Genomic DNA, 22860 nt, shown 5'->3' with positions numbered 1-22860 from the left:
TGTTTCCCTCTTATCTCTTGTGACCGGTATCGAGACGCCGCTCGATGAATGCTGAATAGCGCGACATGCCGAAGCAGAACAGCCAGAATATGAAGCCTGCAAAAATTAGCCCGGTCAAGGGCGTCACGGGCGTGACCCACTTTGCATTGCCGAAGCTCGCTTTGACCATGCCGAGCAGGTCGTACATGTTGATGATCGACACCAGCGACGTATCCTTGAACATGCCGATGAAGGTGTTGACGATGCCGGGAATAACCAGCTTGATCGCCTGCGGCATGATGATGAACGTCATCTTCTGCGCATAGTTCAGGCCGAGTGCGTCGCCGGCTTCATACTGGCCTTTCGGAATCGCCTGCAGACCGCCGCGAATGACTTCGGCCATGTAGGCAGAGGCGAAAATCGACACACCGACCAGCGCCCGTAGGAACTTGTCGATGTTGTTGCCCGGCGACAGAAACAGCGGCAGAAGCACGCTTGCCATGAAAAGCACGGTGATCAGCGGCACGCCGCGGATCAATTCGATGAAACCGACGCTTGCCATTCTGACGACCGGCATTTTTGAGCGTCGTCCGAGCGCCAACAGGATGCCGAAGGGCAGCGACAGGACGATGCCGATGAAGGACAAGATCAGGGTGACCATCAAGCCACCCCAGTTCGACGTCTCGACATGGGTAAGCCCAAACCGGCCACCAAGCAGCAGGATATAAGCGAGGATCGGCAGGGCGATCAGCAGCAACACGGCATTCAGTCCCTTGCGGGGTACCGAGGGTATCAGGAAAGGGACCAGAAGCCCGACGAACAGGACGGCGATCAAGATGGGACGCCAGAGTTGATCTCGCGGATAGGAGCCAACCATGAACTGGGTAAACCAGTCGCCGACATAGGCCCAGCACGCGCCGCTCCAGCCATCGGGCTGGATTCCGCCCTGGACTTGGGTTGCACAGTAGGTTCGATCAGTCCCGGTCCAGACCGCGGATAGAAACAGCCAATCAATGGAAGACAGGACGAACCAGACCACGATGATGGCTGTCACCACCGTAAGGATGGTGTCGGAGATCGAGGCGAACAGATTCCGCCTGGCCCATCCCCACGCCGAACTGTCGTTGGTCGGTGGCTGGATCGGCGGGAGAAACTGCTTGCGCACATAGGTGATGTTTTCGGTCATCTCAACGCTCCACCAAGGCCATCTTGGCGTTGAACCAGTTCATAAACAGCGATGTCATCAGGCTGATCGACACATAAACCAACATCCAGATCGCAATGATTTCAATGGAGTGGCCGGACTGGTTGAGAATGGTGCCGCCAACAGCCACAAGGTCCGCGTAGCCGATGGCGACCGCGAGCGACGAGTTCTTGGTCAGGTTCAGGTATTGCGAGGTGAGCGGTGGAATGATGATCCGCAGCGCTTGTGGCAGCACCACAAGCCGGGTGGTCAGACGCGGCCGGATGCCGAGTGCATGCGCCGCCTCCGACTGACCGTGGGAGACGCCGCGGATGCCGGCGCGTACGATTTCCGCGATGAAAGCCGCCGTATAGAAGGACAGCGCCATGTAGAGCGACAGGAATTCCGGGCCGACAACCGTGCCGCCCTTCATATTGAACTTGCCGAGGATTGGGGGATCGAAGGAGATCGGCAAACCCGTATTAATGAAGGCAATCAAGGGCAGGCCGATGATCAAGGCGAGATTGATCGCAAGTACCGGAGGGCGCTTTCCAGTTGCCATCTGCTTCTTGTTGGCCCAGCGCGTATAGATAATGGCTCCCACAATGCCAACGGCAAGTGCAATCAGCACAACTCCGAATCCTTCGCTGAAGACGGGCGCCGGCATAAAGATGCCGCGATTGCTGACATAGACCGACAACGGCAACGAAATTGCCTGCTTTACATCAGGAAGCAGCGACAACACGCCCTTGTACCAGAAGAAGATGACGAGCAGCGGCGGGATGTTGCGGAATACCTCGACATAGACGGTCGATAGCCGGGCGATCAGCCAGTTGCTGGAAAGTCTACCCATGCCGACCAGCAAGCCGACCACCGTGGCCGTAGCGATGCCGCAGACCGCGACGATAATGGTATTTACCAGGCCCAGCACCAGAGCTCGAAAATAAGTCGAGTCGCTTGAATAGGCGATCGGCGTCTGGGCGATATCGAAACCGGCGCGGCCATTGAGGAAGCCGAAACCCGCCGTCATGTTCGCCTTGGCAAGGTTCTGCGTCGCGTTGGTCCAGGCGTACCAGACGAGCCAGACGATGAAGACGATAGTCAGCGTCTGGTACACGAACCGACGCAATTCCGGATTGTATAGCAGCGATTGCGCCGGACGGTTTGTACCGCCCCGCTCTGCGGCTCCAATTGCCATGCAAATTCCCCTGTTCCGCAGCCTTTATTTCCAGGCGTTTTTTATCGGAATGAGCGGGAAGGCGGCTGCCGCCTTCCCGTAGTCGTTTCACGCAGAGATCAACGGATCGGCGGTGCGTATTGCAGGCCACCCTTATTCCATTGGGCATTGAGGCCGCGCTGGATCTTCATCGGGCTGCCTTCGCCAACATTGCGCTCGAAGGATTCACCGTAATTGCCTACTGACTTGACGATATTATACGCCCATTTCTCATCGAGGCCGAGGTCCTTGCCGAGCGTCTGGTCTTTTTCTTCACCGAGGAAGCGCTTGATGTCCGGATTTTCCGACTTCACCATTTCATCGAGATTGGCCTGGGTGATGCCGAACTCTTCAGCACTCACCATCGCATAGTGGGCGTATGAGACAACGTCGAACCACTTGGAATCGTTCTGGCGGACGGCCGGACCAAGCGGCTCCTTCGAAATGATCTCAGGCAGAATGATGTGATCGTTGGGGTTGGAAAGCTTCAGACGGATCGAATAGAGGCCGGACTGGTCGGTCGTGTAGACGTCACAACGGCCAGCCTGATAGGCGGCATCGACTTCCTCCTGTTTTTCGAACACAACCGGCTTGTATTCGAGCTTGTTGGCCTTGAAATAGTCGGCAAGGTTCAGTTCAGTGGTGGTGCCGGACTGAACGCAGACGGCGGCGCCAGAGAGTTCGAGCGCCGATTTCACCCCGATGTCCTTGCGGACCATGAAGCCCTGGCCGTCATAATAGTTGACCGCGCGGAAATCGAAGCCGAGTTGGCTGTCGCGGCTGGCGCTCCAGGTCGTGTTGCGCGCCAGCACATCGATTTCACCAGACTGCAGCGCCGGGAAACGGTCCTTGGCGGAAAGAGGCGTATACTTGACTTTGGTCGCGTCACCGAAGACTGCTGCGGCGATTGCCTTGCAGAGGTCAATATCGAGGCCGGACCAGTTGCCGGCGGAATCCTGCGCTCCGAATCCCAGCAGATTGGCGCCGTTGACGCCGCATTGCACGAAACCCTTGGCTTTGACATCATCAAGCGTACCGGCCTGTGCGGAAATCGCGCCGAGCGCGATAACGGCTGCACCGATTGCTCCGGTCAAAAGCTGTTTTGTCATTTTTCCAACCTTTACGTTTGTTGTTGTTCTTCCCCATGGGATTGTCACCGACAATCCCGGCATTTCGTCTGCCCTCCCAGACAGGACGGTGCTGCATTAAGACAGTATTAATTGCGGACTTAGTCAAGACCACCGATCCAGATTGTATGAAAACATGCAGATCTCGGCGCAAAACTCAAAATATGTGCAAATTGATGCGCTGAAATCGCGAAGTTTGACGATGTTTTTTGCTTTTTCCTCGAAAGGCCGCAACGTTCGAGCTTAGGTGCCTTGTTGTGCTTGACCCGGCAATATTGTTGTGGAAAGCCATGAGGCACCACAAACCTACAGGCATGGACATGACTGAAAAACAGCGCGCAAACAACCAGTTCGGCCCCAATACCCGATTGGCACATGATGGCTTCAACCCTCGCGACTATCACGGCTTTGTCAATCCGCCGGTGGTGCATGCTTCCACCGTGCTGTTTCCAGATGCCATGACGATGGACAAGCGCGCGCAGAAATACACCTACGGCACGCGCGGCACACCGACGACCGATGCACTCTGCGAGGCAATTGATGCCCTCGAAGGCTCAGCCGGAACCATTCTGGTGCCCTCTGGGCTTGCAGCCGTCAGCGTGCCATTCCTCGGGCTGGTTTCGGCCGGAGATCATATCCTTGTTGTTGACTCCGTGTATTTTCCGACGCGCCATTTCTGCGACACGATGCTGAAAAAGCTTGGCATCGAGACCGAGTACTACGACCCGGCGATCGGGGCAGGGATCGCGGCTCTGATGCGCCCCAACACCAAGCTCGTACATCTGGAGGCTCCGGGATCGAACACGTTCGAGATGCAGGATGTTCGGGCAATTGCGGACGCGGCACATGCCGGCGGTGCCGCCGTTACCATGGATAACACCTGGGCGACCCCGCTTTACTTCAAGCCGCTCGATTTCGGCGTGGATATATCCATTCACGCAGCCACGAAATACCCATCGGGACATTCCGATATCCTCATGGGCACGGTTTCAGCCAACGAAAAATATTGGCCGATGCTTACCGAGACCACGGTCACGCTCGGCGTTTGCGGTGCTCCTGATGATGCATACCAGATCCTCCGCGGTCTCAGGACAATGGGCATCCGTATGGAAAGGCATCAGGAAAGCGCATTGAAAATCGCGCGCTGGCTAGAAGGCCGGGATGATGTTTTGCAGGTTCTTCACCCCGCACTTGAATCATTTAACGGGCATGAGATCTGGAAACGCGACTTCAAGGGTGCTTCGGGCGTATTCTCGTTCGTGCTGGCCGAGAGCGACCCGGCCAAGTACAAGACAAAGGCGTTCGCATTTCTCGATGCATTGCGGCTTTTCGGCCTTGGCTATTCGTGGGGCGGCTTCGAAAGCCTGGCGCTGATGGTATTGCTGGGCGATCGGACGATCGCCAAGGCGCCGACTGGAGGACCGGTCATCCGGCTGCAAATCGGTCTTGAGGATGTCCCCGATCTTATCGGCGACCTGGAGGCCGGGTTCAAGTCTGCGCGTTCGGCCGTGTCAGGCTGAGCACTCAGTAGAGCCGCTTGAAAGTACTGAACTGAAACTTTTGGATGCTGCCCCACGGCGTAAGATGTTCGTGGCGGCGGCTATCCAACAGGCTCAACCCATCCCCGAGCATTTGTGCCAGACTTTCGGCATCGTGCCGCATGACGGGAAGGCCGCTGCATTTTTCCGGGCCATCAGGCGCGAATGTGCCAATCACAGCGATGCCGCCGACCCGCAAAGCCGCCGAAAGCGTCCGGACGTAAGCCGCTCTTTCCTCCGGCTGGGTAAGAAAATGCAATGCGGCCCGATCATGCCAGATATCGTAAGTCTTTTGGGGCTGCCAGTCAGTGACATCTGCCACGACCCAATCGACAGCATCAGCATTTTCGCCGATGCGCGCTCGAGCTGCCTCAAGCGCGGATTTTGAAAGGTCCAGCACGGTCACCCTGCAGCCGGGCCTTGCAAGCAGCGCGTCAACCAAGCGTGACGCTCCGCCGCCGATGTCGAGCACCGAGGCGGGCGCCGATCCCCAGGCGGCATCGATGACTTCAAGCGAAATCACAGGATTCTCTTCGAACCAGCTGACATCCTTATCGGATTTGGTGGAGTAGACTGTTTCCCAGTGACGCGTTCGCTCAGAAAGATCAGTCATGTTGGTTTTCCCGCTGTCGAGTGCCGGAAGAGGTCTGCCTGTTTTCAGCCTGGCGCCTTGTAGCCGTAGAGCCAATCGAGATCCGCTGCAACATTCTGCGGACCCCGTACCTTCAAGACGAGATCCCGGGCCATTCGCACCGGCCCACGCGCGTGGTAGGCGAATTTGTTGAACGCGCCACGCAAACGGACCCGCGATACCCGCATCTGCCGGTGCCGTTCGAAGAAGTTCAATGCGTCGCCAAGCGAGACGTCGGCGGTGGTGATTCCCGCGAGTTCGTAGGCATCCTCGATTGCCATGGCGGCGCCCTGCGCGGCAAAAGGCGTCATCGCATGGGCTGCATCGCCGATCAGCACCCGCTTTTCGCCATCAGTCCAGCGCCCCTCACTGACACCGAATAGCGGCCACCATGTGGGCCGCGGCGCATAGGCAACAAGGGTACGGATATCCCGGTGCCAGGACGAGAACTGCGACGTCATCTCCGACCGGTTCATCGGATTGCAATCGGCCGCCCAGGTTTCTCCCGGATTCTTGCCGGACGACAGTGCAACGACGTTGAAGGCGCCGGCATCCTGCAGCGGATAGGCGACGATATGCGCCTTGGGTCCGATGAAGGCCGTTACATTGCGGGGATTGAGAAAGGAGGGCGCATCCTTTTCGGGAATGATAAACCGCCAGGCCACCATACCGGAAAACTCTGGCGCACCAGCCTGGGGAATGTGATTTCGGAACTCCGACCAGACGCCGTCGGCGCCAATCATCAGATCGGGTGCCTCACCGGTGATCTGGCGGAAACCGGCTTCGGTGGTAACCCTGGTATCGAGTGAAAGGGTGATCAGCGGCTCCGCGCGCACGGCATCGAGCAGCACCTTCTGCAGCGTTGCCCGGTGGATGGCCGCGTAGGGCGAGCCCCACCGTTCTGTCGAAACCCTGCTTGTCGCAATCGCGCTGATGGGTGCAAGCGTCATACCCGAGACCAGACAGATGTTGTCGGGCTCGCGCCAGAGGGGCCTGAGTGCTTCGGAGAGTCCGAGCTTGTCCAGGACATAGTTCGCATTCGGGGAGAGCTGAAGGCCCGCGCCGACTTCCTGCAAGTGAGCGACGCGCTCGACTACGACGCAACGCACGCCTTTCCTGGCAAAGGCGAGCGCACCAACGAGGCCGGCAATGCCGGCCCCAACAATTGCTACAGATTTCATAGATCCATTCCTCGCTCCCCAGCGGGAAGCTTGAATTCCTTAGGCGGCGCGTTCGGTAAACACGCAGCCGGCCGGTTCGGTCTGGTTGGCCTTCAGGGCTGGGTCGTACTTATAGAGTGTGGAGCAATACGAACAAACTTTCTCGTTGTCGTCACCCATATCGATGAAGATATGCGGATGATCGTAAGGAACCGATGCGCCGGTACACATGAATTCCTTGACCCCGATATTGATCGTCTTGTATCCGCCATCATTCTGAAAGTGCGGGATGCTGTGACCAGCCATTCAAGTCTCCGAAACCGATTATTTTGTGGTGCAACATAGTTATCTTTGGGACGATTGTGTAGGGCCAAAAAGCCGCATATTGCAAGAAGAACTCATGATTTCGAAATGACCGGTGAACAGCATGCATCTCAACGCCCCGCATTACTCGAGTTTCAACCATGATGGGCTCAAGCTTGCCTATTTCGAAGCCGGTGACCCGAATGGCGAACCGGTGCTGCTGATCCATGGCTTTGCATCCTCTTCGGCCTACAACTGGGTGCATCCGGGGTGGCTGCCGACTCTGAGCCAAGCCGGGCGGCGCATCATCGCGATCGACAACCGCGGCCATGGCCGCAGCGACAACCCGCATGATCCGGCTGCGTATCACCCATCATTGATGGCTGGTGATGCCGCTGCGCTACTCAACCATCTCGAAATCGACCGGGCCGATGTGATGGGTTATTCGATGGGCGCCAGAATCTCCGCCTTTCTGACAGTGGAGCACCCTGAGAGGGTTCGATCGCTCGTCTGGGGCGGGCTTGGCATCGGACTGGTCGAGGGCGTGGGGGACTGGGACCCGATTGCCGATGCGCTTCTGGCGCCGTCTCTCGACGACGTGACGCACGAGCGCGGGCGAATGTTCCGAGGGTTTGCCGACAAGACTGGCAGCGATCGTGTCGCCCTGGCGGCATGCATTGCCTCCAACCGCGTGCTGGTCACGGAGGCGGAAATCGCCCGCATTCTCCAGCCGGTGCTGGTCTGTGTCGGCACCAAGGACGACATTGCAGGCAATCCGCATACGCTCGCAGATCTGCTTCCCGACGGTCGCGCAGTCGACATTCCGGGACGCGATCATATGCTCGCTGTCGGCGACAAGGTCTACAAGAAGGCGGTCATCGACTTCTATGAGGATATTGCCGGCTGTTGATGTGGTTCTAGTGGCCCACCAGCCTGTAAATCGCCTATGAGTGACCCCATTTCTAAACCATCGAAAATACCATATATTGTCCTGATATTGTCCTGAGCGAGGACCGAAAAGGAGCGCCGAAAATGGCCGTGAAGCACGAAATCCGATCCAGCGAGCACATCGCATCCGTCGATCCGATCTGGGACAACCTCAGACGCGAAGCGGCGGAAGCGCTGGAGCAGGATTCGGTCCTTGCCACGTTCCTCTACACGACCGTCCTCAATCATCGTCGACTCGAAGACAGCGTAATCTACCGCGTCTGCGAGCGGCTGGACCATCCCGATTTGCCCGCTGTTCTGTTGCAGCAGGCCTTCCAGCAGATGTTGGAAGACGCTCCAGAATGGGGGCAGATTCTGCGCGTAGACATTCAGGCCTATTATGACCGCGACCCGGTTTGCACCCGCTACATCGAGCCGGTTCTGTATTTCAAGGGTTTCCACGCGATACAGACCTATCGCTTGTCGCATTGGCTGATGAACAACGGCCGCAAGGATTTCGCCCTCTATCTGCAGAGCCGTTCGTCGAGCGTATTCCAGACGGATATCAACCCGGCATCGCGGATCGGGCGGGGATTTTTCCTCGACCATGCGACCGGCCTCGTCGTGGGTGAGACCGCCGTCATCGGCGACAACGTTTCGATTCTGCAGGGCGTCACCCTCGGCGGAACCGGCAAGGAAGCCGGAGACCGCCACCCGAAGATCCGTGACGGGGTGCTCATTGGCGCCGGAGCCAAGGTTCTCGGCAATATCGAGATCGGTAGATGCTCGCGCGTCGCAGCCGGCTCGGTGGTGCTGAAACCGGTGCCACCTAAGACCACCGTGGCCGGCGTGCCGGCGCGGGTGGTCGGCGAAGCGGGCTGCTCGGAACCTTCGCGTTCGATGGACCAGATTCTCGCCGCCATGGAGTGATTTTGCATGCATCGGGTTTGGGGTTTACAGCCAACCGCGAGCCATGGCAGAAGCGACCCAATCGGAACCTTGATGGAGAAAACGCGGTGAAACCCGAAGAATTGAAAAAGCTCGACGCCTACCTCAAGCGGACGTTGAACCCCAACATCGTCGTCAAGGCCCGGCCTCGCAAAGACGATTCTGCCGAGGTCTATGCCGGCGACGAGTTTCTTGGCGTCATCTATCGTGACGACGAAGACGGCGACCTGTCCTACAATTTCTCCATGGCGATTCTCGACGTGGATCTCTGATCCGGTGCCATTTTCGCAGACGAACTGACCCTGCCGCGAGGCGGGGTTTTGTTTGCATGCATGTTGCGATGCACACTTCCGCTTGACTTTATTGTGCGCCGCACATATTCATGTCGCATCCGACAAAAGGCAAAAGGGACACGCAAAATGTTCAAATTCGATGATGCCAACCTCGTTGGCAAGGATGCCGTGGATTCGATGCTCAAGAGCTATTCGACCACATCGAAGGGCCTTCAGGCAATCGCGACCGAAACAGCCGATTACACCAAGAAAAGCTTTGAGGCCGGGATCTCCCATGTCGAGAAGCTGATGTCCGCCAAGAGTGTTGAAGCAGCGTTCGAACTGCAGAGCAACTTTGCGAAGGCGGCAATCGAAGGCTACATCACCGAAATGACCAAGCTTGGCGAAATGTACAGTGATCTAGCCAAGGAAGCCTACAAGCCGGTAGAGTCGACCGTCAGCAAGGCGACTGCGACGGTCAAGGCCAACGTCGAAAAGGCAGCTTCAGCAGCAGCCTGATCCGTTCTCCACTTCTGAATTTACGAGCTGGCCGCCCAATGCGGCCGGCTTTTCTTTTGCTCGTAGCTCTGTTCTGTAGGGCTGAATAGCCGAGTATTGCCGGCTTTCTACCTGTTCGACGCTTTCCAAAGCAATCTGTCCATTTCCCGGCAGGTTTGGCGAATTAGTATTGCCGTGCGGCGAAAGGGTCTTAAAATGGCAAAAGACGATACCACATATAGCGCTGGTTAGTGATAAATGAAGCCAAAGACTCGGACATAAATCGGAATTGAAGGCAGACATGAACGACAAGGCATACCGGATGCAGGGTGACGCTGAGCGAAGCGGAGGTTCCGGCAATCGCGGAACGTCCGTGATCACGCGCGTTCAGCCGAAGGTGAAGAAGCCGAGCCTTTACCGGGTGCTGCTGTTGAATGACGACTACACGCCAATGGAATTCGTCATCCACATTCTCGAGCGTTTTTTCCAAAAGGATCGCGAAGGGGCGACCCGGATTATGCTTCAGGTTCATAATCATGGTGTGGGCGAATGCGGTGTCTACACCTATGAGGTGGCGGAAACGAAAGTCATGCAGGTCATGGATTTCGCCAAAGAGCACCAGCATCCGCTTCAATGCGTAATGGAAAAGAAATGAGGTTCTGATCGTGCCCACATTCTCCTCAAGCCTTGAAAAGGCCCTTCATCGGGCACTGACGCTGGCCAACGAGCGCCGGCATGAATATGCAACTCTCGAGCATCTTCTTCTTTCCCTGATCGACGACAATGACGCGGCCGCAGTGATGCGGGCCTGCAACGTCGATCTCGACAAGCTCCGCAAGGCGGTCAACGATTACGTCGACAACGATCTTGCCAATCTCGCGACCGGTTATGACGAGGACTCCAAGCCAACCTCCGGCTTCCAGCGCGTCATCCAGCGGGCGGTAATCCATGTCCAGTCGTCGGGACGCGAGGAGGTCACGGGTGCTAACGTGCTTGTGGCGATTTTCGCCGAGCGCGAAAGCCATGCGGCTTACTTCCTGCAGGAGCAGGACATGACCCGTTACGACGCGGTCAACTATATCTCGCACGGCATTGCCAAGCGTCCTGGCGCTGCGGAAACGCGCGCACCGAAGGGCGTCGAGGAAAGCGAGCAGGAGTCCCGTCCCGCCAAGGATGCCGAAGACGGTCAGAAGAAGCCGCAGGACGCACTGAAAGCCTATTGCGTCAATCTGAACGAGAAGGCCAGGAACGGCCGCATCGATCCGCTGATCGGCCGGCAGGCCGAGGTTAACCGGACGATCCAGATCCTGTGCCGCCGCTCGAAAAACAATCCGCTCTACGTCGGCGATCCCGGCGTCGGCAAGACGGCAATCGCCGAGGGCCTGGCCAAGCGCATCGTTGAGAAACAGGTCCCCGAAGCCTTGCTCGACGCGACGATATTCTCGCTCGACATGGGCACGCTGCTCGCGGGCACTCGCTATCGTGGCGATTTCGAGGAGCGCTTGAAGCAGGTCGTCAAGGAACTCGAGGATTTTCCGGGCGCTGTGCTGTTCATCGATGAAATCCACACGGTCATTGGCGCGGGTGCAACTTCCGGCGGTGCCATGGATGCTTCCAACCTGCTGAAGCCAGCTCTCTCGTCCGGGGCAATCCGCTGCATTGGCTCCACGACCTACAAGGAATACCGGCAGTTCTTCGAGAAGGATCGAGCCCTTGTCCGCCGGTTCCAGAAGATCGACGTCAACGAACCGAATATCGACGACGCTATCGAAATCATGAAGGGCCTGAAGCCCTATTTCGAGGAGTTCCACCACCTGCGCTATTCCAACGAGGCCATCAAGGCTGCAGTGGAATTGTCCGCACGCTATATCACCGACCGCAAACTGCCGGACAAGGCTATCGACGTCATTGACGAGACCGGTGCTTCGCAGATGCTGCTGCCGGTTTCAAAACGCCGCAAGCTGATCACCGAAAAGGAGATCGAGGCGACGATCGCGACAATGGCGAGGATCCCACCAAAGACGATTTCGCGCGACGACGAGGAGCTTCTTGCAAATCTGGAGCAGGAACTCAGGGCTGTTGTCTATGGCCAGGAACTGGCTATCGAGGCGCTCACGTCTTCGATCAAGCTGGCGCGTGCCGGACTGCGCGAACCGAACAAGCCGATCGGCTCCTACTTGTTCTCCGGCCCTACCGGCGTCGGCAAGACAGAAGCGGCCAAGCAGCTTGCATCGTCGCTTGGTGTGGAACTGCTACGTTTCGACATGTCGGAATACATGGAACGCCACACGGTCTCGCGGCTGATCGGCGCACCTCCCGGCTATGTCGGCTTCGACCAGGGCGGCCTGCTGTCGGATCAGGTAGACCAGCATCCTTACTGCGTGCTGCTGCTGGACGAAATCGAAAAGGCCCATCCGGATATCTACAACATCCTGCTGCAGGTGATGGACAACGGCACCCTGACTGACAACAACGGCAAGAAAATCGACTTCCGTAACGTCATCCTGATCATGACCACCAATGCCGGTGCTTCCGACATGGCTAGGGCCGCGATCGGCTTCGGCTCATCCAAGCGCGAAGGTGACGATCTCGAAGCGATCAACAAGCTGTTCACGCCGGAATTCCGCAACCGGCTCGACGCGATCATTCCGTTCTCGTCGCTGCCGATGGCGGTCGTCCACAAGGTCGTGCAGAAATTCGTGATGCAGCTGGAAACCCAGCTCGCCGAGCGGCATGTGACTTTCGAACTGACTGAAGAAGCCACAACCTGGCTTGCCGAGAAAGGCTATGACGACAAGATGGGCGCGCGGCCATTGGCACGCGTGATCCAGGAAAACATCAAGAAGCCGCTGGCTGAGGAAATCCTCTTCGGCAAGCTCAAGAAGGGCGGAATCGTACGTGTGTCCGTGGGCAAGAAGGATGACGGTAAAACCGGCATCATTCTGGAGGCGATGTCGGAAAATGCACCAGTGAGGCCGAGGGATGAGGTGGAGGTGGCGGCAACCGTCGCGCCGACGAAATCCAGAAAGGCCAAGCCGGAACCCGTCGAAACGGCCATCGCGTCGGATTCCGCCGCCGACGGCGGTGCGCCGGTGACCAAGCCGACGAAGCGGGCTCCCAAGAAGGAAAAGTAAGGCTCAGACTTCCGCCGAAAAAAAGCCGGGCATCGCGTCCCGGCTTTTTTGTTGGCCAGAGTTTTGGTGTTTGGGCTGGCGGACAGCTGAAAACCAATGTATCGAAAGCGGGCTGTGACACAGAGAACTTGGTGCCAGGGCGGGGGCGAGATGAGAATTTTCAGCTATCTTTTCAACTACAAAGCCGTGCCCTATGCGGAAATTCGGGCTTTTGCGGTCCACCTCCTGACTGCCTCGGGCTCGTTTCTGGCGTTTCTCGGTGTGGTAGCCGCATCCGAACATCGTTTCGTTGATATGTTCTGGTGGTTGGGTCTTGCGCTTCTCGTGGACGGCATCGACGGGCCGATCGCACGCAAGGTCAGGGTCAAGGAAGTTTTGCCCAACTGGTCGGGCGATACGCTCGATAACATCATTGATTACGTCACGTACGTCCTGCTGCCGGCCTTTGCCCTTTACCAGAGCGGCATGATCGGGGAATCCTGGTCATTCGTTGCCGCGGGGCTGATCGTGGTGTCCTCGGCCATCTACTATGCCGACATGGGCATGAAAACTGATGAGTACTTCTTCTCCGGCTTTCCAGTCGTCTGGAACATGGTGATCTTCACGCTGTTTGTGATCGATGCAAGCGAAACGACGGCGTTTGCTGTCGTGCTGGTTTCGGTTGTCCTGACGTTCTTTCCGATTCATTTCCTGCACCCTGTCCGGGTCAAGCGCCTGCGAAACCTCAATTTGGCTGTGTTTGCCATCTGGTCGGTGCTGGGCGGCGTTTCGCTGCTGATGCATTTCAAGTCGCCGCAGTGGGTGGTCTGGGGTGTCGTGGCTGCCGGAATCTATCTTTACTGCATTGGATTCGTGCTGCAGATTTTCCAGAGTTTGGGTCGCAAGGAGTAATTTCGTGAAGAGCAAGGTCATACTCATCCGCCAACATGGCGGTCCGGACGTGATGGAATTCATCGAGATCGACGTTGCGCCGCCCGCCACAGGCGAAGTGCAGCTCAGGCACCACGCGATCGGCGTGAATTTTATCGATACCTATTTTCGTACCGGCCTTTATCCAGCGCCCGGTGGACTTCCCTATATCGCGGGCGAGGAGGGCGCGGGCGAGATCATCGCAGTTGGCGCGGGTGTGACGGATTTCAATGTCGGCGATCGCGTCGCCTATCCCTCATCGAGTGGAGCCTATTCGCAGATCCGCAACATCGCGGCTTCCGAACTGGTCAGAATTCCGGACGACATCTCCTATGAAACCGCCGCCGGAATGATGATGAAGGGCATGACGACCGAGTATCTCCTCAACCGGACCTACAAGGTGGGGCCGGAAACCGTGCTGCTCTTTCATGCTGCAGCCGGCGGAGTGGGACTAATCGCTGGCCAATGGGCCAAGGCGCTCGGCGCCACGGTCATCGGAACTGCCGGCAGCGCCGACAAAGTCGAACTCGCGCTAAAGAATGGCTACGATCACGTCATCAATTACCGCACCGAGAATTTCGTTGAACGCGTCAAGGAACTGACGGGCGGGCAGGGCGTCGACGTGGTCTACGACTCCGTCGGCCGCGACACCTATCCCGCTTCACTGGATTGCATCAAGCCGCGCGGAATGTGGGTGAGTTTTGGCCAGTCCTCAGGCGCGCTGGAACCGATGAAACTGGCGATCCTTGCCCAGAAGGGCTCGCTCTTCGCCACCCGGCCGACGCTCGGTTCGTACATTCGCACTCGGCAGGAGCTCGATGCCTGTGCGAATGCGCTTTTTGCGGTTGTGCAGCGAAACAAAGTGGTTATCAATATCAATCAAAGCTATCCGTTGGCGGACGCCGCTTTGGCGCACCGCGACCTTGAAGATAGAAAAACGAGTGGAACAACGCTTTTAATTCCCTGAATGTTATAAACGGGGCAAATTGATAAGACTGGGGTGGTTCGTGGCCAACACGGATACAAAGGGCTCAATACCTCTCCTCGAAGTGCGTAAAATTACGAAACTGTTTGGCTCGTTTGCAGCATGCAGCGAGATCGACATTTCGATTGCACCGGGTGAGATACACGCATTGCTGGGAGAAAACGGCGCTGGAAAATCGACGCTGGTGAAAATGCTGTTCGGCGTGCTTGCGCCGACTTCGGGACAGATCCTGTGGCAGCGGCAGCCGGTGCAGATCGGCAGCCCCGGCGAAGCCCGGAAAACCGGCATAGGCATGGTGTTTCAGCACTTTTCGCTCTTCGAGGCGCTGACTGTTGCCGAGAATATCGCCCTGTCGCTGGATCGAAACGTGCCGTTGGCAAAAATTGCCGATGAAGCTGCGACGCTCTCCAAGGCCTACGGATTGCCGCTCGATCCATACGCCCACGTTGCTGACCTTTCGGTTGGGGAACGCCAGCGCATCGAGATCGTCCGGACGCTGCTGCAAAATCCCAAGCTCATCATTCTCGATGAGCCGACCTCCGTTCTCACTCCGCAGGAAGCCGACAAGCTGTTCGAGACGCTTGAGAAGCTGAAGGCGGAAGGCCGTTCTGTGCTCTATATCAGCCATCGACTGGAGGAGGTGCAGCGCATATGCGACCGCGCCACAGTACTGCGACATGGCAAGGTGACCGGGGCCTGCGATCCCAGAAAGGAAACCCCGGCGTCACTGGCACGCATGATGGTTGGAAACGATGTTGCCGCAGTCGAGAAAGTATCAGCTGATGCAGCCGGCGCGGTTCTACTGGAGGCCTACGCGCTCTGCGCCGCGGCGAGGACACCGTTTGCGGTATCGCTGAAGAATATTTCCCTCAAGGTGCGGGCAGGAGAAATCCTCGCGATCGCCGGGGTCGCCGGAAACGGCCAGGGCGAACTTTTCGATGTACTTTCCGGCGAGTATCTGTCGCCGCGCGATGGAGACGTCGCGATCCGGGGCAAGGCGTCGGGACGTTCCGGGATCTCAAAGCGGCGCCTGATGGGGGCAGCCTTCGTACCCGAGGAGCGCCATGGTCATGGAGCCGTGACCACCATGAGCCTGTCGGAAAATCTTATCCTGTCGCGCAATGTGTCGGATCGAAAGGCTTTCCTGGGCGCGGGCGTGCTGAAGGTTATTCGCGGTTCGGCCATCAAGGCGGCGACACAACGCATCTGTGCCGCCATGGACGTACGCAAGAGCGGCGAGGACCCGGCGGCTGGTTCGCTATCGGGCGGAAACCTGCAGAAGTTCATCGTCGGTCGTGAGCTGGACCGTCAGCCATCGGTCATGGTGGTGAACCAGCCGACCTGGGGGGTCGATGCCGGGGCAGCGAGCCATATCCGTCAGGCGCTCGTCGATCTTGCCAAGGCAGGCTCTGCCGTGCTGGTCATCAGCCAGGATCTGGACGAGATTTTCGAAGTGGCGACGCATATAGCTGCAATTTCCGACGGAAAACTCTCGGATATCCACCCGGCATCCGAGATGAACCGTGAAAAGATTGGTCTGCTGATGGGCGGCATGCACAAGCAGTCAAGTGAGGCCGGACATGCGCATTGAGCTCGAAAAACGCGCCAATGCGTCCAGGTTCTATGCCTTCGTGTCGCCGTTCATCGCGCTGCTGTTGACGCTGATCTGCGGCGCAATCCTGTTTGCCGCACTCGGCAAGGATCCGCTGCAGGCGCTCTATCTGTTCTTCATCGACCCGCTGCGGGAAGAATGGTCACTGCACGAACTCGCCATCAAGGCCGGGCCGCTGATCCTGATCGGAGCTGGCCTTTCTATTTGTTATCGTGCTGGCAACTGGAACATCGGCGCGGAAGGCCAATTCATTTTCGGCGGCATATTCGGATCGTTCCTGCCGGTGGTCTTCCACGATTGGAGTTCACCGCTCCTGCTGCCGTTGATGCTGATCTTCGGTGCCGTCGGCGGTGCATTTTACGCAGCGATTCCGGCGCTTCTCAAGACACGGTTCAATACCAACGAAATCCTGACAAGCCTGATGCTGGTCTACATCGCCCAGCTTTTCCTCGACTGGCTGGTGCGCGGCCCCTGGAGAAATCCGGAAGGGCAGAATTTTCCGGAAACCCGGATGTTCGATGCATCGGCCCTCTTGCCACCGATCTGGGAGGAATCCGGCCGGGCGCATTGGGGTATTGTCTTCGCCCTCGTCGCGGCCATTCTGCTCTGGTTCATGATGGAATTCATGCTCAAGGGCTATCAGGTCAAGGTGCTCGGCCAGTCAGCCCGGGCAGGGCGATTTGCAGGATTTTCCGCCTCTGGCATGGTCTGGTTCTCGATGTTGCTATCCGGCGCGCTTGCCGGACTTGCCGGGATTGCCGAGGTATCGGGCGCCATCGGCCAGCTCCGTCCATCGATTTCCCCGGGCTATGGCTTTACGGCTATCATAGTCGCCTTCCTTGGCCGGCTCAATCCGCTTGGCATCGTGGTATCCGGCCTGGTGCTCGCGCTGACATATCTGGGCGGAGAGGCCGCACAGCTTTCGCTCGGCGTCTCCGACAAGGTGACGCGCCTGTTTCAAGGGCTGCTGCTGTTCTTCGTGCTGTCCTGTGACACCCTGATTTCCTACAAGATCCGTATTGTCTGGTCCCGATTGACCGGCGCCGAGAGAGGGGCCTGATCATGTCACCAGCCGAATCCATCCTGATCACCGTCATCACAGCTTCTACCCCGCTGGTTATCGCATCGGTCGGTGAACTCGTAACCGAGCGCTCCGGCGTGCTCAATCTCGGTGTCGAGGGCATGATGGTCATGGGCGCAGTCAGCGCGTTTGCGGTCACGCAGATGACTGGCTCGCCGGTGATCGGCATGTTCGCAGGAATCGCTGTGGGCGTGCTGATGTCATTGCTCTTCGGCTTTCTGACGCTCACGCTGGTGGCCAATCAGGTCGCCACGGGTCTTGCACTGACCATTCTCGGGCTCGGCTTGTCGGGCATGATCGGCGAGTCCTTCGTTGGCGTTCAGGGCATCAAGCTGCCGGAAATCGCCATTCCCGGACTGTCCTCGATCCCGTTTCTGGGCGAGGTGCTCTTCAAACAGGACATCATCTTCTACATCTCCGTCGCGCTGATCATCGGTCTGCAATGGTTCCTGTTCCGGACCAAGGGCGGGCTGGTTTTGCGCTCGATCGGCGACAATCATGCTTCGGCGCATGCGCTGGGGCTCAATGTCATCGGCATCCGCTATCTTGCAGTGATGTTTGGTGGCGCGTGCTCGGGGCTGGCGGGTGCATACCTATCGCTCGTCTATACCCCGCAATGGGTGGAGAACATGACCGCCGGACGCGGATGGATCGCGCTCGCGCTGGTGGTGTTTGCCTCCTGGCGACCGCTCAGGCTGCTTGCGGGCGGCTACCTGTTTGGTGCAGTCTCGATCGGACAGCTGCACGCGCAAGCTTTCGGCATTGCCATTCCATCGCAGTTCCTGTCAGCGCTTCCATATCTGGCGACAGTCATCGTACTGATCGTCATATCGCAGAACAGGCGTTTGACGTTGATCAACACACCAGCATCTCTCGGGAAATCGTTCGTTCCCGACCGTTGAAGACAAAAAGAGTTCATCCAAAACGATAGGGGTAATCATGAAAAAACTCATACTTTCGCTTACAGCCACCGCAGCAATGATCGGCATTGCGGCTTCAGCCCACGCCGAAGACAAGCTCAAGGTGTGCTTCATGTATGTCGGTTCCAAGACCGATGGCGGCTGGACGCAGGCACATGATCATGGCCGTCAGTTGTTGGAAAAGGAACTCGGCGACAAGATCGAAACCCAGTATCTCGAAAATGTGCCTGAAGGTCCGGATGCCGAACGCGCGCTCGAGCGTTTCGCCCGCTCAGGCTGCGGCTTGGTGTTCTCGACCTCCTTCGGCTTCATGGACCAGACCGTAAAGGTTGCGGCCAAGTTCCCCAAGGTGAAGTTCGAGCACGCGACCGGCTACAAGACGGCTGATAACCTGACCGCCTACAATGCGCGCTTCTATGAAGGTCGCTACATCCTCGGTCAGATCGCTGCCAAGATGTCTAAGACCGGCACGGCCGCCTATATCGGCTCGTTCCCGATCCCCGAAGTGGTGCAGGGCGTCGATTCCTTCATCATTGGCGCACGCTCGATAAACCCGGACTTCAAGCTGAAGGTCATCTGGGTCAACAGCTGGTTTGACGCCGGCAAGGAAGCCGATGCCGCCAAGGCTGCGATCGACCAGGGCGTCGATATCATCACTCAGCATACGGACTCCACTGCACCGATGCAGGTTGCCGCTGAGCGCAAGATCCACGCATTCGGCCAGGCTTCCGACATGATCAAGGCCGGTCCGGAGACGCAATTGACCGCGATCGTCGACAACTGGGGCGCCTACTACGTCACACGCGTCAAGGCGGCTCTCGACGGCACCTGGAAGTCGCAGCATAGCTGGGATGGTCTGGCACAGAACATTCTGTTCATGGCGCCCTACACGAACATGCCAGACGACGTGAAGAAGATGGCTGAAGAGACCGAAGCCAAGATCAAGTCGGGCGAACTCAAGCCCTTCACCGGCCCGATCAACAAGCAGGACGGCTCCGTATGGCTCAAGGCAGGCGAAACCGCCGGCGACGACCAGATCGGCCCGCTCAATTTCTTCGTCGAAGGTGTCGAAGGCGAACTGCCGAAGTAACGGCCGGACATCGGCATGAAACAAGAAACCCCGCTGGCGACAGCGGGGTTTTTCTATGCCTCGTTGCGCAAAAGCCGATGTGGACTAAGCCAGTACCGGCCGCGACCTCTGAAAGCGACCCGCGACCTGGCGGCCGAGTGCGATGCCGGGCAATTCGATCGATCTGTATGCGACCCACGACAGCCCGTAGGTGATCGATGCCGTTAATACCAGCGCCGCCCAGAACCGCGGAAAGGCGGCCCAATCGGGAAACCTGTTGGCAAGCCAGCCGCAGACGGGCAGCATCACCATGAGATGGATGAGATAGGCGCCGTAGGAGAGGTCTCCAATCAACCGGCTGGCCGGATTGGAAAAAACGACGTCGAGCAGGCCGACTGCGCGCTTGAGTATCCCTGGCAGCGCATCCTTGTACAATAATGCGAAGAACCCGCAGACGATGCCGATCTTGATCGCCCGATGGAAGAGGTCTCGACCGCCACCGAGTGGTACGAAAATAACGGCGATGGCAGCGAGCAGGAATAGCCATTTCCGCGTGCCTTCAACGCGCACTGACATGGCGATCAGCATGCCGGCGGCAAACAGATGGAACTTCATCGCCAGGATGGAGTAGGCACCGACTACAAAACCGTTTCGCTCCAGCCAGCGTCCAAGGATCCACGCGAACCCCACCAGCAGCGCCATGCCGAGGAACCAGCGAAGCCTCAGGATAACCAGCATCAGGAACGGCAAGAACAGGTAGAACTGCATTTCGAGGCCGATCGACCAATCAGGCAATGCAGTCCGGAAATTATGCGTGGACGTCATGCCGAAAAGAAAGCTGACATGCATAAGAATGTTGGTCAGCGACTGGTCGAGGTAACGGTCGGCATAGCGGGCGGTTTCGGCAACGCCGCCCGACATGACAGCCGCGCCATCCAGCCGCGCCTGCCAGAGATCCGGTCCGAACCAGATCGCCGCCGCTAGACACACATAGTAGAGCGGCGCGATACGGAAAAACCGCCGGATCCAGAAGACCTTCCATGTCGAAGGGTCGGTCCAGGGTTCTCGCTCTTCCCGAAGCTGATAGTGATACACCATCAGGAATCCGGAGATAATGATGAACAGATCGACAGCCATATCGGGCTGGGCAAACAGCCCTACCTTGTATCCTGTCAGGAACATGGCGTGGCCGATCAACACCCAAAGGGATGCAAAGCCGCGCAAGCCGTCCAGGAACGCCAGTTGGTGGCGATTGTCAGTCATACGTCCGGTCCCAACTCGTCTGTATCAGGCCTTGTTAGCTAGGAACCACTGATAGACAGCGGCAATTCCCTGCTTGAGGTCGATCCTCGGCGCCCAACCCGTTGCACGCAGCTTGTCGGCGCTCATCAGCTTGCGGGGCGTGCCGTCGGGTTTGGACAGATCGTGGACGATCTTGCCTTCGAAGCCGACCGCTTCGCACACCATCTGCGTCAGCTCCAGTATCGTCACGTCGTCACCGGAACCGATGTTTACATGGCCAGGCGCCGAATGAGTCTTCATAAGGTGGACGCAGGCATCGGCGCAGTCGTCCACATGCAGGAACTCGCGGCGCGGCGTGCCGGTTCCCCATATGGTGATCTCGGCGGCGCCGGAGACCTTCGCCTCATGTGCCTTGCGGATCAGCGCCGGCATGACATGGCTGGAATTCAGGTCGAAATTGTCACCCGGACCATAAAGGTTCGTCGGCATCCCGGAGATGAAATCGGCGCCATGCTGCTTGCGATAAGCGTCCGCAAGCTTGATACCGGCGATCTTGGCGATCGCATACCATTCGTTGGTCGGCTCCAGCGTCCCGGTCAGAAGCGCATCTTCCGTTATCGGCTGCGTCGCGAATTTCGGATAGATACAGGACGAGCCAAGAAACATCAGTTTCTCCACGCCGGCCTTGTGCGCGCCGTGGATGATGTTGGCCTCGATCATCAGGTTGTCGTAGAGGAAATCGGCCGGATAGGTGTCGTTGGCAAGGATGCCGCCGACCTTTGCCGCAGCCAGGAATACAGCGTCCGGCCTGGTCTTCTCGATCCAGGCCGTCGTTGCCGCCTGATCGCGCAGATCGGCATCAGCGCGCGACGCAGTGACTATCTCGCAGCCCTCCTGTGCAAGCCTGCGCACGATTGCCGAACCCACCATGCCTCGATGCCCGGCGACCCAGACCTTCTTGCCCGTGAGAGAATACATCGATCAGGCTTCTTTCATCACGGTGGCTGTCTGCATGACCTTGAGGTCTTCGTTGACCATCTCGCGGCAAAGATCGCGAACGGACGTTTCGTGCTTCCAGCCGAGCTTTTCATGCGCCTTGGTTGGGTCGCCGATCAGCAGTTCGACCTCGGTCGGGCGGAAATAGCGGGGGTCGATCTCGACCACGACCTTGCCCGACAAGATGTCATAGCCCTTTTCATCTACGCCTTTGCCGCGCCATTCCAGATTGATGCCGACATCTTCGAAGGCCCAGGTGATGAACTGGCGAACTTCGGTGGTTTCTCCAGTGGCGAGCACGTAATCGTCTGCCTGGTCCTGCTGCAGCATCAACCACATGCCGCGCACATATTCGCGCGCATGGCCCCAGTCGCGCTTGGCATCGATATTGCCGACAAAGAGCTTTTCCTGCTTGCCGAGGCGGATGGCGGCAGCAGCGCGGGTGATCTTGCGGGTGACGAATGTTTCGCCGCGCAGCGGACTTTCATGATTGAAGAGAATGCCGTTCGACGCGTGCAGGCCATAGGCTTCGCGGTAGTTCACAACGATCCAATATGAGTAGAGCTTCGCAGCCGCATAGGGTGAACGCGGATAGAACGGGGTCGTTTCGCGCTGCGGCACTTCCTGAACGAGGCCATACAGCTCAGAGGTCGAGGCCTGATAGAAACGGGTCTTCTTTTCCAACCCGAGGATGCGGATGGCTTCGAGCAGACGCAGGGTGCCGATGCCGTCTGCATTGGCCGTATATTCCGGCGTCTCGAAGGAGACGCGCACGTGGCTCTGTGCCGCGAGATTGTAAATCTCGTCCGGCTGGCATTCCTGTACGATGCGGATCAGGTTGGTGGAATCGGTCATATCCCCGTAGTGGAGAATGAAGCGCTGATCTTCCTCGTGCGGATCCTGGTAGATGTGCTCTATGCGGCCCGTATTGAAGGACGAGGAACGGCGCTTGAGACCGTGGACAATGTAGCCCTTGCTCAGCAGCAGTTCGGCGAGATAGGCGCCATCCTGGCCAGTAATGCCGGTTACAAGCGCTACCTTCTTGTCATTTTTGCTCAATGCAGTCTCCTGTCGCATACAATTGGATCGGGCAAGCCATCCATACCGACAATCGCGCTAAGTGCCGATTT

The 22860-nt window shown here is 58.0% G+C and carries 22 protein-coding genes; 13 read left to right on the top strand and 9 right to left on the bottom strand.

What is annotated here, in order from left to right; all coding sequences use genetic code 11:
- Positions 1 to 10: 10 nt before the first annotated feature.
- The 3 genes from JJB09_RS13135 to JJB09_RS13125 form a co-directional block, all read right to left on the bottom strand.
- The gene (locus tag JJB09_RS13135; RefSeq protein WP_201658594.1) at positions 11 to 1165 is read right to left on the bottom strand and encodes an amino acid ABC transporter permease; all 1155 of its coding nucleotides are present in this window, start codon (positions 1163 to 1165) and stop codon (positions 11 to 13) included.
- A gap of 1 nt (position 1166) precedes the next feature.
- Positions 1167 to 2360: an amino acid ABC transporter permease gene (locus JJB09_RS13130; protein WP_201658591.1), complete on the bottom strand. Its 1194-nt coding sequence runs from the start codon at positions 2358 to 2360 to the stop codon at positions 1167 to 1169.
- 98 nt (positions 2361 to 2458) lie between these two features.
- Positions 2459 to 3487 (bottom strand): amino acid ABC transporter substrate-binding protein, encoded by a 1029-nt coding sequence (locus JJB09_RS13125; protein ID WP_201658588.1) that lies wholly within the window; start codon positions 3485 to 3487, stop codon positions 2459 to 2461.
- Positions 3488 to 3825: 338 nt separating this feature from the next.
- Here JJB09_RS13125 and JJB09_RS13120 point away from each other — a divergent pair, with 338 nt between their 5' ends.
- The gene (locus JJB09_RS13120) at positions 3826 to 5025 is read left to right on the top strand and encodes a cystathionine beta-lyase (RefSeq protein ID WP_201658586.1); all 1200 of its coding nucleotides are present in this window, start codon (positions 3826 to 3828) and stop codon (positions 5023 to 5025) included.
- Positions 5026 to 5029: 4 nt separating this feature from the next.
- On the opposite strand, the gene JJB09_RS13115 is transcribed toward JJB09_RS13120, so the two are convergent.
- From JJB09_RS13115 to JJB09_RS13105, 3 genes are read right to left on the bottom strand one after another with little or no spacing between them, the layout of a single operon-like run.
- The gene (locus JJB09_RS13115; protein ID WP_201658584.1) at positions 5030 to 5656 is read right to left on the bottom strand and encodes a class I SAM-dependent methyltransferase; all 627 of its coding nucleotides are present in this window, start codon (positions 5654 to 5656) and stop codon (positions 5030 to 5032) included.
- A gap of 44 nt (positions 5657 to 5700) precedes the next feature.
- On the bottom strand, positions 5701 to 6855 hold the full coding sequence (locus JJB09_RS13110) for an FAD-dependent monooxygenase (protein ID WP_201658582.1): 1155 nt from the start codon (positions 6853 to 6855) through the stop codon (positions 5701 to 5703).
- Positions 6856 to 6894: 39 nt separating this feature from the next.
- Positions 6895 to 7140 carry a zinc-finger domain-containing protein gene (locus tag JJB09_RS13105; protein WP_201658580.1) on the bottom strand — a complete coding sequence of 82 codons (246 nt, stop codon included), beginning with the start codon at positions 7138 to 7140 and terminating at the stop codon, positions 6895 to 6897.
- Between the two features lie 121 nt (positions 7141 to 7261).
- Here JJB09_RS13105 and JJB09_RS13100 point away from each other — a divergent pair, with 121 nt between their 5' ends.
- The 12 genes from JJB09_RS13100 (at position 7262) to JJB09_RS13045 (ending at position 19513) form a co-directional block, all read left to right on the top strand.
- Positions 7262 to 8047: an alpha/beta fold hydrolase gene (locus JJB09_RS13100; protein ID WP_201658578.1), complete on the top strand. Its 786-nt coding sequence runs from the start codon at positions 7262 to 7264 to the stop codon at positions 8045 to 8047.
- A gap of 122 nt (positions 8048 to 8169) precedes the next feature.
- Complete coding sequence (cysE, locus tag JJB09_RS13095; protein ID WP_201658576.1) at positions 8170 to 8994, top strand: serine O-acetyltransferase; 825 nt, start codon at positions 8170 to 8172, stop codon at positions 8992 to 8994.
- Between the two features lie 86 nt (positions 8995 to 9080).
- Positions 9081 to 9284 carry a DUF3126 family protein gene (locus JJB09_RS13090; RefSeq protein ID WP_201658574.1) on the top strand — a complete coding sequence of 68 codons (204 nt, stop codon included), beginning with the start codon at positions 9081 to 9083 and terminating at the stop codon, positions 9282 to 9284.
- Between the two features lie 147 nt (positions 9285 to 9431).
- Entirely contained in the window at positions 9432 to 9803 is a 372-nt protein-coding gene (locus JJB09_RS13085; protein ID WP_201658572.1) for a phasin family protein, read from the top strand.
- Positions 9804 to 10083: 280 nt separating this feature from the next.
- The gene (gene clpS / locus JJB09_RS13080) at positions 10084 to 10437 is read left to right on the top strand and encodes an ATP-dependent Clp protease adapter ClpS (protein WP_201658569.1); all 354 of its coding nucleotides are present in this window, start codon (positions 10084 to 10086) and stop codon (positions 10435 to 10437) included.
- 10 nt (positions 10438 to 10447) lie between these two features.
- Positions 10448 to 12916: an ATP-dependent Clp protease ATP-binding subunit ClpA gene (gene clpA, locus JJB09_RS13075; RefSeq protein WP_201658566.1), complete on the top strand. Its 2469-nt coding sequence runs from the start codon at positions 10448 to 10450 to the stop codon at positions 12914 to 12916.
- Positions 12917 to 13066: 150 nt separating this feature from the next.
- On the top strand, positions 13067 to 13807 hold the full coding sequence (gene pcsA / locus JJB09_RS13070) for a phosphatidylcholine synthase (RefSeq protein ID WP_201658563.1): 741 nt from the start codon (positions 13067 to 13069) through the stop codon (positions 13805 to 13807).
- A gap of 4 nt (positions 13808 to 13811) precedes the next feature.
- The gene (locus tag JJB09_RS13065) at positions 13812 to 14792 is read left to right on the top strand and encodes a quinone oxidoreductase family protein (protein ID WP_343229021.1); all 981 of its coding nucleotides are present in this window, start codon (positions 13812 to 13814) and stop codon (positions 14790 to 14792) included.
- Between the two features lie 40 nt (positions 14793 to 14832).
- The gene (locus JJB09_RS13060; protein ID WP_343229020.1) at positions 14833 to 16401 is read left to right on the top strand and encodes an ABC transporter ATP-binding protein; all 1569 of its coding nucleotides are present in this window, start codon (positions 14833 to 14835) and stop codon (positions 16399 to 16401) included.
- Positions 16391 to 17482 (top strand): ABC transporter permease, encoded by a 1092-nt coding sequence (locus JJB09_RS13055; protein ID WP_201658560.1) that lies wholly within the window; start codon positions 16391 to 16393, stop codon positions 17480 to 17482. The genes JJB09_RS13060 and JJB09_RS13055 overlap by 11 nt, the downstream gene beginning before the upstream one ends.
- A gap of 2 nt (positions 17483 to 17484) precedes the next feature.
- A complete protein-coding gene (locus tag JJB09_RS13050) occupies positions 17485 to 18405 on the top strand; it encodes an ABC transporter permease (RefSeq protein WP_201658558.1) in 921 nt (306 codons plus the stop codon).
- Between the two features lie 37 nt (positions 18406 to 18442).
- Positions 18443 to 19513, top strand: a complete 1071-nt coding sequence (locus JJB09_RS13045; RefSeq protein ID WP_201658555.1) for a BMP family ABC transporter substrate-binding protein — start codon at positions 18443 to 18445, stop codon at positions 19511 to 19513.
- Between the two features lie 84 nt (positions 19514 to 19597).
- Here JJB09_RS13045 and JJB09_RS13040 read toward each other — a convergent pair whose 3' ends face one another.
- Genes JJB09_RS13040 through gmd form a run of 3 tightly spaced genes read right to left on the bottom strand, consistent with a single transcriptional unit; the run spans position 19598 to position 22789 of the window.
- Positions 19598 to 20755, bottom strand: a complete 1158-nt coding sequence (locus JJB09_RS13040) for an acyltransferase family protein (protein WP_201658552.1) — start codon at positions 20753 to 20755, stop codon at positions 19598 to 19600.
- A 24-nt stretch (positions 20756 to 20779) separates the two neighbouring features.
- Positions 20780 to 21712: a GDP-L-fucose synthase gene (gene fcl, locus JJB09_RS13035; protein WP_201658549.1), complete on the bottom strand. Its 933-nt coding sequence runs from the start codon at positions 21710 to 21712 to the stop codon at positions 20780 to 20782.
- A 3-nt stretch (positions 21713 to 21715) separates the two neighbouring features.
- On the bottom strand, positions 21716 to 22789 hold the full coding sequence (gene gmd / locus JJB09_RS13030) for a GDP-mannose 4,6-dehydratase (protein WP_425523723.1): 1074 nt from the start codon (positions 22787 to 22789) through the stop codon (positions 21716 to 21718).
- Positions 22790 to 22860 lie beyond the last annotated feature (71 nt).

The sequence above is a fragment of the Phytoamicus setariae genome, assembly GCF_016722925.1.
In the GTDB taxonomy this organism is placed as follows: Bacteria; Pseudomonadota; Alphaproteobacteria; order Rhizobiales; family Rhizobiaceae; genus Rhizobium_E; species Rhizobium_E setariae.
Note: the sequence above shows the minus strand (reverse complement) of the source record. Positions and strands in the feature narration are given on the sequence as shown.